The sequence below is a fragment of the Rhizobium sp. NFR12 genome (genome assembly GCF_900108545.1).
In the GTDB taxonomy this organism is placed as follows: domain Bacteria; phylum Pseudomonadota; class Alphaproteobacteria; order Rhizobiales; family Rhizobiaceae; genus Neorhizobium; species Neorhizobium soli.
On the sequence record NZ_FNWM01000001.1, the window covers coordinates 1,307,273 to 1,321,308 of the forward strand.

General features: G+C 62.3%; 8 protein-coding genes. 4 read left to right on the plus strand and 4 right to left on the minus strand.

Translation table 11 applies throughout. From position 1 onward, the window contains the following. Positions 1 to 26 precede the first annotated feature (26 nt). Entirely contained in the window at positions 27 to 653 is a 627-nt protein-coding gene (gene pncA / locus BLW69_RS06330; RefSeq protein WP_092660635.1) for a bifunctional nicotinamidase/pyrazinamidase, read from the minus strand. 304 nt (positions 654 to 957) lie between these two features. Between pncA and BLW69_RS06335 the strand changes: the two genes are divergently transcribed. Further along, entirely contained in the window at positions 958 to 2,181 is a 1,224-nt protein-coding gene (locus BLW69_RS06335) for a YeeE/YedE family protein (RefSeq protein WP_092660637.1), read from the plus strand. A 495-nt stretch (positions 2,182 to 2,676) separates the two neighbouring features. Continuing rightward, positions 2,677 to 4,137, plus strand: a complete 1,461-nt coding sequence (locus BLW69_RS06340) for a DUF2778 domain-containing protein (RefSeq protein WP_092660639.1) — start codon at positions 2,677 to 2,679, stop codon at positions 4,135 to 4,137. 45 nt (positions 4,138 to 4,182) lie between these two features. Here the strand turns inward: BLW69_RS06340 and BLW69_RS06345 are convergent, their stop codons facing one another. Together BLW69_RS06345 and BLW69_RS06350 are read right to left on the minus strand one after the other, a co-directional pair. Next, the gene (locus BLW69_RS06345; RefSeq protein WP_092661108.1) at positions 4,183 to 5,328 is read right to left on the minus strand and encodes an amidohydrolase; all 1,146 of its coding nucleotides are present in this window, start codon (positions 5,326 to 5,328) and stop codon (positions 4,183 to 4,185) included. 68 nt (positions 5,329 to 5,396) lie between these two features. Continuing rightward, on the minus strand, positions 5,397 to 7,973 hold the full coding sequence (locus BLW69_RS06350; protein WP_092660641.1) for an ATP-dependent helicase: 2,577 nt from the start codon (positions 7,971 to 7,973) through the stop codon (positions 5,397 to 5,399). Positions 7,974 to 8,191: 218 nt separating this feature from the next. On the opposite strand from BLW69_RS06350, the gene BLW69_RS06355 reads away from it, so the two are divergent. Further along, on the plus strand, positions 8,192 to 9,370 hold the full coding sequence (locus BLW69_RS06355) for an efflux RND transporter periplasmic adaptor subunit (RefSeq protein WP_092660643.1): 1,179 nt from the start codon (positions 8,192 to 8,194) through the stop codon (positions 9,368 to 9,370). Further along, positions 9,367 to 12,552 (plus strand): efflux RND transporter permease subunit, encoded by a 3,186-nt coding sequence (locus BLW69_RS06360; RefSeq protein WP_092660645.1) that lies wholly within the window; start codon positions 9,367 to 9,369, stop codon positions 12,550 to 12,552. Before BLW69_RS06355 ends, BLW69_RS06360 begins: the two co-directional genes overlap by 4 nt. Positions 12,553 to 12,562: 10 nt before the next feature. Here BLW69_RS06360 and BLW69_RS06365 read toward each other — a convergent pair whose 3' ends face one another. Continuing rightward, the gene (locus BLW69_RS06365; protein ID WP_092660647.1) at positions 12,563 to 13,999 is read right to left on the minus strand and encodes an aminotransferase-like domain-containing protein; all 1,437 of its coding nucleotides are present in this window, start codon (positions 13,997 to 13,999) and stop codon (positions 12,563 to 12,565) included. Between the last annotated feature and the right edge of the window lie 37 nt (positions 14,000 to 14,036).

Genomic DNA, 14,036 nt, shown 5'->3' on the forward strand with positions numbered 1-14,036 from the left:
CTGAACGATCGGCGGCGCGGAGTGCATCAGTCCGCGAGAATCTCGCTGCTCTTGATAATGCCGACGCCGTTGGCGCGCATCTCCTCGATGGCAGCCCTGACGCCCTCGGGTGTTATGCCGCGGCTCGCATCCTCGATGAAGCGCACTTTGACGTCCGGCAGCATTTCGACAGCGTCCAAGGCTGAAAACTTCACGCAGTAGTCCGTGGCGAGACCGCAAACGTCAAGCTCCGTAATCTGCTGTGCCCGGAGGTAACCGGCAAGGCCGGTAAGGGCGGCCTGGTCGTTGTCGCGAAAGGCGGAATAGCTGTCGACCGCAGGGTTTTCGCCCTTCTGCTGGATATAATCGACTGCGCCGATATCGAGATCCGGATGGAATTCCGCATCCGGTGTTTCCTGCACGCAGTGATCCGGCCACATGACCTGCGGCTGGCCCGAGAGCTCGCCCATGTCGAATGGTTTCTTGCCCGGATGCTGGGAGGCGAAGCTGCCGTGATGGGCGGGATGCCAGTCCTGCGAGGCGACGATCACATCGTAACCGCCGTCGGAAATGAGGCTGTTTGCGATCGGCACGATGTCGTCACCGTGGGCAACAGCGAGGTTTCCGCCCGGGCAGAAGCCATTCTGGATGTCGATCAGGAGCAGCGCTTTCATAGATCGTCCTCACGAGTGGTTCTTCCTTGTCACACGAAGATGCCAAGCATGGCGGCATCGATCAAGCCTCTTCTGCGCAACACGATCGTCGCTCCAAATCACTTGTGACGAAACGGTCGGCCTTGGTGGCAGGTTCTGCGGTCCTCTGATCTCCGCGTTTTCTAGGATTTCGAAAGATATCTCGATCGCTTTAGCTGACCGATCTGAAATCTCAATCCGGTTTCGAGCCCAATGTTGAAACGTGATTCCTCGTCGGATGCGGACCACGACCCTATCTAGAGGTCATCTTCACGGAGTTTCTCCCATGTCACTGTCGTCTTCGCTAGAAACGCGGGCTGAAGGCCTGCCGCCGATCGGTTTTCCCGGTCTCGGCGCTCTCATCGTGCTTGTTGTCGGCACCGTTGCGCTCGGCCTCGCTTATGGTCCAGCCCAAGGTGCGCTCTTCCTCATCGGAGGCGGGCTTGGCATCGCGCTCTATCACGCGGCCTTCGGGTTCACGTCTGCCTGGCGTGTCTTCATTGCGGAGGGCCGGGGCCGGGGTCTTCGCGTTCAGATGATTCTTCTGGCGCTTGCCGTCATCCTGTTTTTCCCGGCTCTATCCAGTGGCGTGCTGTTCGGCACCGAGGTGCGTGGCAATATTTCGCCGGCCGGTATCGGCGTGATCGTCGGGGCCTTCATGTTCGGCATCGGGATGCAGCTTGGCGGCGGTTGTGCATCCGGCACGCTGTTTACCGCCGGTGGCGGCAATGCGCGCATGCTGGTGACCCTGTTCTTCTTCATCGTCGGTTCGGTTCTCGCCACCATCCACTTCGACTGGTGGGTCAGTCTTCCTTCGCTGCCGCCGACGTCTCTGTTCCAGACCTTCGGTGCATTTGGCGGCATTGCGGTATCGCTTGCCATCTTTGCGGCGATCGCCGCGATCACTGTGGTCGTCGAGAAGCGGCGCAACGGCGCACTTGAACAGGCACCACCTTCGCCACGGCATGGTCTTGCCCGCTATCTGCGTGGTCCGTGGCCGCTGGTGGCTGGCGCGATTGCACTCGTCATCCTCAATTTCGCGACGCTCGCAATCGCCGGCCGTCCCTGGGGGATCACGTCCGCCTTCGCGCTCTGGGGTGCGAAGGGCGCGCAGGCGATCGGCTTTGATCCGACAGCCTGGGCCTACTGGCAGCAGCCGGGGAATGCCAAGGCTCTGGCCGGAAGCGTGTTTGCCGATGTCACATCCGTCATGGATTTCGGCCTCATCGCGGGCGCCATGCTGGCGGCGGCGCTGGCCGGAAAGTTTGCTCCCAGCCTCGACATTCCGCTGCGTTCGATCCTTGCGGCCGTCGTCGGCGGTCTGCTGCTCGGCTACGGTGCGCGAATCGCCTATGGCTGCAATATCGGAGCCTATTTCTCCGGCATCGCGTCCGGCAGCCTGCATGGTTATCTCTGGGCAGTCGCGGCGTTTGCCGGAAATGTGCTGGGTGTGAAATTGCGGCCCTTCTTCTTCATGGAAGGTCGGTCCATTCGCCGGGCCGACGGTTGAGCCGTTCACCGCATCCCTTCAAAACTCCACGATCCATGGGCGCCTCCACAGAGGCGCCCATTTTCGCATGTGGGTTCAGGCAGAGTGTCGCCACACTTCGGCTCTGGCTTGCCGCATCTTACCCCCTCAAAATTGCGGGTGCGATTTCGTACCTCAAATGTCGCACCAGTTAAAAACCGGTGTAAGTCTTGAGTTTGTTAACTTTTGTCGCTAAACAGCAACAGTCGACGAGCTAGACACCGGACTTGCGGGCAGGGTCGAACACCCCTTTGCCGCATTTCTGCTTAACTTCCGGCGGTATGCGCTTTTAAGTGCACCACCGAAACCAAATCGGGGCGGCGTAAAGACATTGGTTACCATAATCGTTCATTCTCATATGCAGTCGATTGGCGGCGATGAGCAGATCCTGTCTGCTTTCTCAGTCCGCTTTGATCTTGCGGGCAAGACTGCGAAAGCGGTTCTTGCCGGTGTGAGTAACGGTTCGGGTAACGAGTAATGGCGCGTCAGTTGGAATCCAAAGCTTCGAAGCAGAACGGTCGCAAAGCGGCATCGAAAGCATCCTCGGCGCAGGCGCGCCGCAAGAAGTCCCGCTCACTCATGACGAATATGGCGCTTGGCGTCGGCTTTACCGTGGCGGCGCTGGTTGGCGCCTCGATGGTCACGGTCGCGACCTCGGTCAAGTCTGCCCCCAGCATCAGGTTCGAAACGGCCCTGCTTGCGCCACCAACGGCGCGCGAGCATCTCGTGGCTGCATCGGCGCGCACTGCGGACCGCAATCTCGATATTTCGAAATTCTCTCGCCTTCCAGGCAGCGCGCCGGCCGAGCCGAAGCGCGGTCGTCTGGAAGGAGCGCAGCTTGCTGCTCTCTCTTCCCAGCGTCCTGATGACGCAAGCGTTCGTCAGTCGATGCATCTCGCGATGGCAAAGGCTGCCCGTCACGCCGAAACCGAACAGCAGTTTGCGGCCCTTGGCAAGCTGCGGCCCGGCTCCGACCAGATCAAGTCCGCCCTCGGTTCTGCCATGGAAAGTCTTGTGGTCGTAGCGCCACGCGGTAGCGAAGCTCTGGGCGCAATGCCCGACATTCTCCAGGAAGTTCAGCCGGCGACAGAGGTGGCGGAACTCGACACGATGAAGCCGGTGGAACTCGCGTCGCTCGAAAGCGATCTGCCGGAAAGCATGTCGGAGGATACGGTGGCGATTGCCGAACAGGCGACGCCGCTGCCTTCACCTGCGCCGACATCTCTCGCCCAGGCGCTGCCGAAAGCCGGACCACTGCCGGTCCTGCGTCCCGGTGCGGCCACCACCAGCGCTTCCATGGCCGTCGCTTCCGTCAAGCCTGAAAAGCCGAATGCACTTGCCGCAATCGCAGCCGTCGCACCGCAAAAGCCTGGCCGTGGCGACAACGATAACGACAAGCCAACCGTGCTTGCCTTTGCCAAGCCGAATAACCCGATGCGCGAAGAGCCTCTCGCGCCGTCGCAGGGTTCGCCGAAGTGGCCTGGTATCGGGACCAAGGTTGCGATCTACGACATCACCAACGGCGTGGTCATCATGCCGAATGGCAGCAAGCTCGAAGCCCATTCCGGCATCGGCAGCATGCGCGACAACCCGAAGTTCACGCATGTGAAGATGCGCGGCCCGACACCTCCGGGCACCTACAAGCTGTCGATGCGCGAATCGCTGTTCCACGGTGTTGCGGCAATCCGATTGACACCGACCGACGGCAAGGCGCCTCAGGGCCGCACGGGTCTTCTCGCTCACAGCTTCCTGCTTCGCGTTCGCGGCGACAGCCACGGTTGCGTGGCCTTCGCCGACTACGACAAGTTCCTCAAGGCCTTCCAGCGCGGCGAGATCACCCACATGATCATCGTGCCGAAGTGGGATGGCAAGCGACCCGGCGCCGGCCCAAGCGGCGGCGGCATCATGGCAAAGCTGTTCGGCAACAAAGACGCCTGATCAAACTCAAAACAAACGGAGCCTTTTAGGCTCCGTTTTTCGTTGTCAGCCCAGCGTCTGCCGCGTTGCGGCCAGGAAGATACGCGCGCCGATCGCAATCAGATCGTCGGGATAATCGTAAGTCGGGTTGTGCAGGGCAGGGTGGCTTTCGCCGGCGCCGAGAAACAGCATGGCCGATTTCGAGACCGTAGCGAAGCGACCGAAATCCTCCGAAGCGCGATAGGCTTCCCCAGCGACATGCGGCACGCCCTCGGCATCCATGGCGGCCCTTAGGATGTCGGCTGCAGCGGGATCGTTGATGCAGTGGCCGAACACATCCTGATAGGACACGGTCAGGGCCAACCCATCCGCCGCAGCCGCGTCTCTCGCCATTGTCTCCGCCTGTTCGACAAGAGCGGACATCTGATCATCCGTCGAGGTACGCAGCGTCACCCAGATCTCCCCATGCGCCGGTGAGATGCCCGCCGCGGGTTCACCGATCGTCACGTGGGTCACGGTCGCTCGCACGAGGTCGTCGTTTTCGACAGAGCCTGCCGAAATACCGCTCAGGGCTGGCAGCAGCCTGGCCACGGCCGAAACCGGCGAGATCCCGGTCTCTGGCCATGCCGCGTGGGCAGTCTTGCCGGTCAGGATGATTTTCATGCCGCGCGACGCGCAATTGGTCGGTCCGTCCTTCAGATGAACGTGGCCGAGCGGGATGCCCGGCATGTTGTGCAGGGACAGGCTGATATCGGGCGTCAGGTCCCGAAACTTGTCGTCGGCAAGGACCGCTGCCGCCCCGGCGCCGGTTTCCTCCGCCGGCTGGAACAGGAGAACGACACGACCCTTCGCTGGCCGCCGACGTCCGAGCGCGCGGCCGACCGCCGCAAGCGTTGCCATATGCCCGTCATGGCCGCACATATGGCTTTTTCCCGATACCTTCGACTTGTGCTCGGGGTCGCCGAGTTCCTCGATCGGAAGAGCATCGAGTTCCGCGCGCAGCATCACCGTCATTCCGGGCACGCCACTGTCGTAGACGACCGCGACGCCGGTGCCGCCAATACCTTCGACCACCGCGTCCGGACCGGTCTCCGACAGGAACCGCATCACCTCGCGCGCCGTCTCCGCTTCCTCACCGGAGACATCAGGCATGGTATGAAGCCGGCGGCGCCATGCGGTGAGTTCGACGACGTCGCTGTTGCTGAGGAAGATGTCATTCATCGAATTCTAAAGCCCTCATCATGGTCACGACCCTCGTTTGCGAGTGAGTAGACGTCTCGTCAGCCCGCCTTCTCCACGAACCCGTCCAGCACCCGCTTTTGCCCTGCCTTGTCGAACTCGATCGTCAGCTTGTTGCCTTCGATCGCGGTGATATTGCCGTTGCCGAACTTGATGTGGAAGACCCGGTCACCGGTGGTGAATTTCGACGGCGTGTCGGTTGTCGATTTGGCGACCAGCTCGCCGTCGATCGTGCGGCCGCGGGGGCCGCTTTCGCCGTAGCCGATGCGTTCCACGGCGTGGCCGGAGCGGCTGCCCCAGTTGTCGCGGGTGGCATCTGTCTTGTTGGCCTGGGCGCGTTTCCAGCCGGGCGTCGAATAGGAGTTGCCGGCGAAGGCATCCGCCTTGTCGAAGCGCGACTGGCCGTAGCCGCCGCGGCCGCCATAGCCACCGAAGCTTGAGGATTCCGATGCCGCGACATCGACATGGCTCGGCGGCAGTTCATCAAGAAAGCGCGAGGGCATTGTGGATTGCCACAGGCCGTGAATACGCCGGTTCGAGACGAACCAGATATGGCAGCGGCGTTTCGCGCGGGTGATGCCGACATAGGCGAGGCGGCGTTCCTCCTCCAGCCCGGAGCGGCCGCCTTCGTCCAGCGCGCGCTGGTGCGGGAACAGGCCTTCCTCCCAGCCGGGCAGGAACACGGTCTCGAATTCCAGACCCTTGGCCGAGTGGAGCGTCATGATCGAGACGGCATCGAGGTTCTCGTTGGTCTCGGCATCCATGACGAGCGAGACGTGCTCTAGGAAGCCGCGCATGCTCTCGAACTGCTCCATCGAGCGGATCAGTTCCTTGAGGTTTTCCAGCCGCCCCGGCGCTTCGGCGGTCTTGTCGTTCTTCCACATGTCGGTATAGCCCGACTCTTCGAGGATCTGCTCGGCCAGTTCCGTATGCGGCACGGTTTCGAGACGTGCCTGCCAGTTGCGGAAATTCTGCACGACATCGAACAGGGCCTTGCGGGCCTTCGGCTTCAGCTCGTCGGTCTCGATCATTTCGCTTGCGGCCTGAAGCATGGGCACATCGCGGGCGCGGGCGCTGTCATGCAGGTAGCGTATGGTCGTGTCGCCGAGGCCGCGCTTTGGTGTGTTGACGATGCGCTCAAAGGCAAGGTCGTCGGCCGGCTGGCAGACCATGCGGAAATAGGCCATCGCATCGCGGATCTCGAGCCGCTCGTAAAAGCGCGGGCCGCCGATGACGCGGTAGTTGAGGCCGAGCGTCACGAACCGGTCTTCGAACTCGCGCATCTGAAACGAGGCGCGCACCAGGATCGCCATGTCGTTCAGCGCGTGTTTCTTGGCATCGCTGCGACCATCGCCGCGCTGCAGCCGTTCGATCTCCTCACCGACGGCACGGGCTTCTTCTTCGCTATCCCAGGCAGCGTGGACGATCACCTTTTCGTCCTCGGGATCGACCCGGTCGGTGAACAGCGTCTTGCCGAGGCGTCCTTCGTTATGGGCGATCAGATGGCCGGCAGCGCCGAGGATGTGCTCTGTCGAGCGGTAGTTGCGCTCAAGCTTGATGACCTTGGCGCCCGGGAAATCCTTGTCGAAGCGAAGGATGTTTTCCACTTCGGCACCGCGCCAACCATAGATCGACTGGTCGTCGTCGCCGACGCAGCAGACGTTTTGCGGCACGTCCTTCGGACGCTGAGCGAGCAGACGCAGCCACATATACTGGGCCGTATTGGTGTCCTGATACTCGTCGACGAGGATATAGCGGAACCGCTGGTGATACTCCTTGAGCAGATCCGGTGCCTTGCGGAACAGGGCGATCGGGTGCAGCAAAAGGTCGCCGAAATCGCAGGCGTTGAGCGTGCGCAGGCGGGCCTGATAGGCGGCATAGAGTTCGCGGCCCTTGCCGTTGGCAAAAGCTCGGGCGTCGCCTTCCGGAATGTCGGGCGGCAACAGGCCCTTGTTCTTCCAGCCATCGATCATGCCGGCGAACTGCTTGGCCGGCCAGCGCTTGTCATCGAGACCCTCGGCCTGGATGAGCTGCTTGATCAGGCGCACGACGTCGTCGGTGTCTAAGATGGTGAAATCGGATCGCAGGCCGACCAGCTCCGAATGGCGCCGCAGCAGTTTGACGCCGATCGAGTGAAACGTGCCGAGCCACGGCATGCCTTCGACGGCGCCGCCGACGAGAACGCCGATGCGCTCCTTCATCTCGCGCGCCGCCTTGTTGGTGAAGGTCACGGCCAGGATCTGGCTCGGATAGGCGCGGCCGGTTTCCAACAGATGGGCGATGCGGGTGGTGAGCACCCGCGTCTTGCCGGTTCCAGCGCCGGCAAGCACCAATACGGGACCATCCAAAGTCTCGACCGCTTCGCGCTGCTCCGGGTTGAGGCCGGTCATATAGTCAGGCGACGGCCGGTTGCCGCCGCGCGCCGCCATGGCCCGCGCCGCGATCCCCAGACCACCGGAGGCGCCGCCGGCACCACCAGCAGGAACGGCAGCCGAACCATGGTTACCAGCCGATGCCGGCACCGGGCGCTGGTCCGATTGGTCTTCGCCTCGCGCCTTGCGGGGGGCGGGCTCCGGCTCCTCATCGAAGAAAGGGATGTCGTCGTAACTGTTACTCATCCGGCCAATGTAGTGATTCGGGCTCGAAAGACCAGCCGATGTTCTCTTTTCATTCCTATGTTTCCCCTAGGAATCGTCCGGATCCGTGTCGTTGAAGCTCTGACACATCCGTGAAATCGCGTGATGTTACAAAACAGTAAGGTAGGTTCCTCGACCTTGCCAGTTGGGCGCGAAACGGGGATACTTGCACCACTTATCGATAGACTTGCGAGGAATGAATGCGGATCTGGAACCAGCTTCTGATGTCGGTTGCGGTACTGCTCGGAGGGCTCTGTCTCTGGGTCTACCTGTCGGCAGATGCCGGGCGGTCACTGATTTCGATGGGCGTTCCCGCAGGAGTGGTGATTTCCATCAATCCTGATGTCGCCGAGCCGGCGGCCGCAACGGTTGCGGGCGCACCGGCTTCGTCATCGCGCGGCGGGCAGCGGGGCGGCGGTGAGAGCCAGGTGGTGTTGGTTGCAACCAGACCCGTCGGAACCGGTGTGGTCAACGACAGACTGTCGGCGATCGGTGACGGCGAGGCGATCCAGTCGGTTATCGTGATGCCGCAGGCGACGGGCACCGTAAACGAGATCCTCGTCAAATCCGGCGACATGGTCAAAAAGGGCCAGATTCTTGCGCAGCTCGATGACGACGAGCAGATCATCCTGCGCGATCAGGCGCAGGTGGTGTTGCGCAGTGCGCGTGAGAAATCCGATACTTACCGGAACCTCAAGAGCTTCTCCCGCCTCGACGTGCTCGACGCGCAGATTGCGTCCGAAACGGCGCAGCTGACGGTCACCAACGCCGAACTGGCGCTGAAGCGTCGCTCGGTCGTTGCGCCGATCGACGGGATCGTCGGCATCGTCGCGGTCAATATCGGTGACAACGTCACGACCGCAAGCAATATCGTGACGATCGACAACCGTACCGAGCTACTGGTGGATTTCTGGGCGCCGGAGCGTTTCGCGGTTCAGGTCAAGCCTGGCATGCCGGTCGAGGCCGCCTCCGTCTCGCGTCCAGGCCGCACCTTCGAGGGTTCGGTCGAGGCCGTCGACAACAGGGTCGATCCGGCAAGCCGTACGATCCGCATTCGTGCCAGAATTCCCAATGTTGATGACGAACTCCGCGCCGGCATGTCTTTCGGCGTGACGATGCGGTTTCCGGGCGAAACCTTTCCAAGCGTCGATCCGCTTGCAGTCCAGTGGGATGCGAAAGGCTCGTTCGTCTGGCATATCGTCGATCACAAATCGGTCAAGGAGCGGGTGAGGGTCATCCAGCGCAATCCCGATGCGATCCTCGTCTCGGCCAATCTGAAGGATGGCGATGTCGTGGCAACCGAAGGGTTGCAACGGGTCCGGGAAAATGGTGCCGTCCGCATTGCCGGTGAAAAGCCGCCGGAGGTCGCCAGCCGATGAGCAGCAGCCACAGCGGTAACGCCAATAACAACGGGTCGTCCGGCCAGTCTTCCGGAAAGCAGAACAGCTTTACCGCGCTCTTTGTGCGGCGGCCGGTCCTTGCCGCGGTTCTCAACACGCTCCTCGTCGTCGCAGGCCTTGCCGCTCTTGCCGGCGTCGAGGTGCGCGAGTTGCCGGATGTGGACCAGCCGGTCATCACCATCCGCACCACCTATGACGGCGCTTCTGCCCAGACGATGGACCAGGAGGTGACCGATATCATCGAGGGCGCGGTTGCCCGGGTCGCCGGCCTCAAGGCCGTTTCGTCGGAATCGCAGTTCGGCCAGAGCCGTGTCACGCTGGAATTCAACGACACCGCCGATCTTGCGGTGGCCGCCAACGACGTGCGCGATGCGCTTGGTCGTGTCACCGGCCAGTTGCCTGACGACGTGGACGAGCCGCGTATCATCAAGGCCGATTCCGACAGCCAGCCGATCATGCGGCTTGCCGTTACGTCCAACTCGTTGTCGATGGAAGACCTGACGCTTCTCGTCGATAACGAGGTCTCCGACCGGCTTGCGTCGGTTGACGGCGTCGCTGACGTGGAACTCTACGGCGACCAGGAAAAGGTCTTCCGCGTCGACGTGAACCAGACGGCGCTTGCCAGTCGTGGGCTGACGATTGCAGACCTCTCCGAGGCGCTATCGACGGCTGCGCTCGACGTGCCCGCCGGGTCGCTGGAATCCTCGACGCAGGACATTGTCGTGCGGGCGACGGCGAGCCTGACCAAGCCCGAAGACTTCGAAAACGTCATGCTGGGCAACAATGTCCGGCTGCGCGATGTGGCAACCGTGATGCTGGGGCCGGACGACGGCACGACGGCGTTGCGATCGAACGGCGTTCCCGGCGTCGGTCTCGGCGTGCTGCGCCAGGCGCAATCGAACACGCTCAGCATTTCGGAAGGCGTGCGGGCCGCCGTCGCCGATCTCCAGAAGACGTTGCCCGAGGGCACGCGCATTGCCATCACCAGTGACGATGCGGTCTTCATCGAAGGCGCGCTGCACGAGGTCGAGATCGCGCTGGCGCTGTCGGGCACGATCGTCATTGCAGTCATCTATCTCTTCCTGCGCGACTGGAAGGCGACGCTCATCCCGGCGCTCACCATGCCGGTGGCGCTGATCGGGACGCTGGTCGCGATCTATGCCGTCGGGTTCTCGATCAACATTCTGACGCTTCTTGCAATCGTGCTTGCGACCGGCCTTGTGGTGGATGACGCGATCGTCGTTCTCGAAAACATCGTGCGACGACGATCGGAAGGCATGGGTCCGCGCGCGGCCGCCGTGATCGGCACGCAGGAGGTTTTCTTCGCGGTGCTTGCGACGACCGCGACGCTTGCCGCCGTATTTATTCCGCTGTCGTTTCTGCCCGGCCAGATGGGTGGCCTGTTCCGCGAGTTCGGTTTCGTTCTGGCGTTTGCCGTCGCGCTGTCTTCGGTCACGGCGCTGACGCTTTGCCCGATGCTTGCGTCGCGCATGCTGACCAAGCCGATACAGGAAAAGAACGACGGCCTGCTTGGCCGGTTCGGCACGCTGTTTGCCAATTTCTACCGGGTGACGCTGCATGCCTGCCTTGGCGCGCCGGCGATCGTCATCGTCTTTGCGCTGCTGTTCGGCGGTGCCGGCTACATGGCCTTCAAGACGGTCAAGAGCGAACTTACCCCGCCGGAAGACCGGGCCATGGTCATGCTGCGGGCGACGGCGCCCGAAGGCATCAGCCTGCAATATATGCGCGACAAGCTGCAGCAGATCGAAGAGAAACTGCAGCCGCTCGTGGCGTCCGGCGAGATCCAGAACATCTATTCGATCTCGGGGCAGGGTGGCGCCACCAATAACGGTTTCATGGTTCTGACCCTCGCGCCTTGGTCCGAGCGGGAGCGCAGCCAGGCCGATATCGTCCGGGATATCAACGCGGCCACCGCGACCGTGCCCTCGCTTCGCGCCTTCGCGACGCAGCAGAACAGTCTGCGTATCCGCGGTGCCGGCAACGGGTTGCAGATGGCGATGGTCGGCACCGATCATGAAGAGCTGACGGCCGCCGCGCTGAAACTGGTGGACCAGCTTCGTGCGAGCGGATTGTTCGATACGCCGCGTCTCAACAACGAGCCGACACAGGCCCAGATCTTCGTGTCGGTGAACCGTGAGCGGGCATCGGATCTCGGAATCGACATCACCAATCTCGGCACGTCGCTGCAGTCTCTTCTCGAAGGCCGATCTGTGGTGGACGTGTTTGTCGACGGCGAGGCGACGCCGGTCAAGCTGACATCGACGACGCGTCCGATCGATGACCCGACGGATCTCGAGAACATTTTTCTGAAGGCCAAGGATGGCCGCATGGTGCCGCTCTCCACCGTCGCGACGCTCGAGGAACGGGCCGTGGCGCCGAGGCTCAACCGCGAACAGCGGCTTGCGGCAGTCTCCTTCTCGGCCAGCCTCAAGGACGGTGTCTCGCTCGGTCAAGCGGTCCAGGCGGCGACCGAGCTTGCGCAGCCGCTCCTGCCAGCTGGATCACGTCTGATACCGTTGGCAGAGGCTGCGACACTCAAGGAAAACTCGAGCGGCATGGCGCTGACATTCGGCTTTGCGATCGCCATCATCTTCCTGGTGCTTGCGGCGCAGTTCGAAAGCGTTCTGTCTTCGATCATCATCATGTCCACGGTGCCGCTGGGACTTGCCTGCGCCGCCTTCGCCTTGGTTCTCACCGGCTCAAGTCTCAACGTCTACAGCCAGATCGGGCTTGTGCTGCTTGTCGGGGTCATGGCGAAAAACGGCATTCTGATTGTCGAGTTCGCCAACCATCTGCGCAACGAGGGCGCGTCCTGCCGCGAGGCGATCGAACGGGCGTGCGCTATCCGTCTTCGACCGGTGATGATGACGATGATCGCGACCGTGATCGGCGGCGTGCCTCTGGTTCTTGCCAAGGGCGCCGGTGCCGAAGCCCGTATCGCGCTCGGCTGGGTGATCGTCGGTGGCCTCGGCATGGCAACCATGGTGACGCTCTACATCACCCCTGTCGCATACTTGTTGATCGCCCGCTTCTCCAAGCCACAGGTGCACGAGGAACAGCGGCTGCAGGACGAGCTGGAAAGCGCCCGCAAGGGACGCGCCAACGATACGAAAGAGCAGCAGCTGATGGCAGCCGAGTAAGGGCTTGCCTTCAGGTCGCGTTTTCGGGGTTTCGCATGTCGGCGAAAATCTGCTTCAGGACGTCGTAGATACGGCCGTCGAGCGATTGCGAAACGTTGAAGCGCATTGAGCTCGTCGCTGAGTGCGACGGGCTGAAGACATTGCCCGGGGCAAGCACAATGTTGTGCTTCAGTGCCGCTCGCGCCACGTCGGCGGAATCGAGACCGTCGGGCAATCGGCACCACAGAAACATGCCGGCCTGCGGCTCAATCCAAGGCACGATGCCGATCGCCTTCAGCCGTCCCGATACCTCGACCCTTGCACCGGCGAGCCGCCCCCTTATCGTGTCCAGATGCTTGCGGTAGCTGGCATCGCTCAGCGCCTGGTAGACCAGTTCGGACGCAAGCGACGGTCCGCCGAACGAGGTTGCGATCTTGAGGTCCGTCAGACCCTCGATCCAGTCGCGCTTCGTGGCGATGAACCCGCAGCGGACGGAAGCGGACAGCGTTTTCGAAAAGCTGCCGATATGAATGACCCGGTCCAGACCGTCGAAGGCAGCGAGCCTCGGTGCCGGCGTATGCTCGAAATCGGCAAAGATATCGTCCTCGACGATCGTCAGGCCGAACTGTTCGGCAAGCTTCAGGACGCGATGCGCGGTGACGGGACTAAGCGTTGCCCCGGTCGGATTGTGGACTGCCGAATTGGTGATGTAGAGGCGAGGGCGGTGTTCGGCGAGGACGTTTGCGAAAGCGTCGAGATCAGGCCCGTTCGGCGTATAGGGCACGCCGACGATCCGGGCGCGATGGGCGCGCAGGATCGCCTGGAAATTGAAATAGCACGGGTCGTCCACGAGGACTGTGTCTCCCGGCTCGATCAGGAACCGGCAGAGAAGGTCGATCGCCTGGGTGCCGGAATCGGTCAGCACGATCTGGTCGGGTGACGCCTCGATGCCGCGCTCTCCCATTCTGCGCGCAATCAGGCTTCGAAGCGGCATCATGCCGAGCGGAGAACCGTAGTCCGTAAGTGCTGCCGTATTGCCGCGGGAAAGCGTGCGAAGCGATCGCCGCAAGGTCTCGTCCGGTAACCAGGATGGCGGTAGCCAGCCACAACCCGGCGTGAGGCCATCGCGCCGGACATCGAGCGATTGCCGCGACACCCACAGAGGATCAACGGCGCGGTCGAGCTTCGGACCGATCTGCGCGAGCGACAGGGGTGCCGTATGGTTGGCAACGTAGAAACCGGAGCCGGGGCGGGAGGTGATCACGCCCTCAGCCGCCAGCCGGTCATACGCATCGACGACGGTGGAGGTGGAGACTTTAAGAGTTGCCGCGAGGCTTCGCACGGAGGGAAGCTTTGCTCCGGGCACGAGGCTGCGCCCGGAAATTCGTTGCCGGATGGTCGAAACGACCATGGCGACCTTCTGCCCACCTTGCGTCCCCAAGTCCATCCGTACTGCCTCATGCACCATTACAGTTTCGTCAAATCGTACCTGAGTGTAGCTGTCT

Excerpts from the sequence above, each read along its gene's own strand:
- BLW69_RS06350 (WP_092660641.1), bottom strand. The coding sequence starts at position 7,973 with ATGAGTAACAGTTACGACGACATCCCTTTCTTCGATGAGGAGCCGGAG.
- BLW69_RS06340 (WP_092660639.1), top strand. The coding sequence starts at position 2,677 with ATGGCGCGTCAGTTGGAATCCAAAGCTTCGAAGCAGAACGGTCGCAAA.
- BLW69_RS06355 (WP_092660643.1), top strand. The coding sequence starts at position 8,192 with ATGCGGATCTGGAACCAGCTTCTGATGTCGGTTGCGGTACTGCTCGGA.
- pncA (WP_092660635.1), bottom strand. The coding sequence starts at position 653 with ATGAAAGCGCTGCTCCTGATCGACATCCAGAATGGCTTCTGCCCGGGC.
- BLW69_RS06335 (WP_092660637.1), top strand. The coding sequence starts at position 958 with ATGTCACTGTCGTCTTCGCTAGAAACGCGGGCTGAAGGCCTGCCGCCG.
- BLW69_RS06365 (WP_092660647.1), bottom strand. The coding sequence starts at position 13,999 with ATGGTGCATGAGGCAGTACGGATGGACTTGGGGACGCAAGGTGGGCAG.
- BLW69_RS06360 (WP_092660645.1), top strand. The coding sequence starts at position 9,367 with ATGAGCAGCAGCCACAGCGGTAACGCCAATAACAACGGGTCGTCCGGC.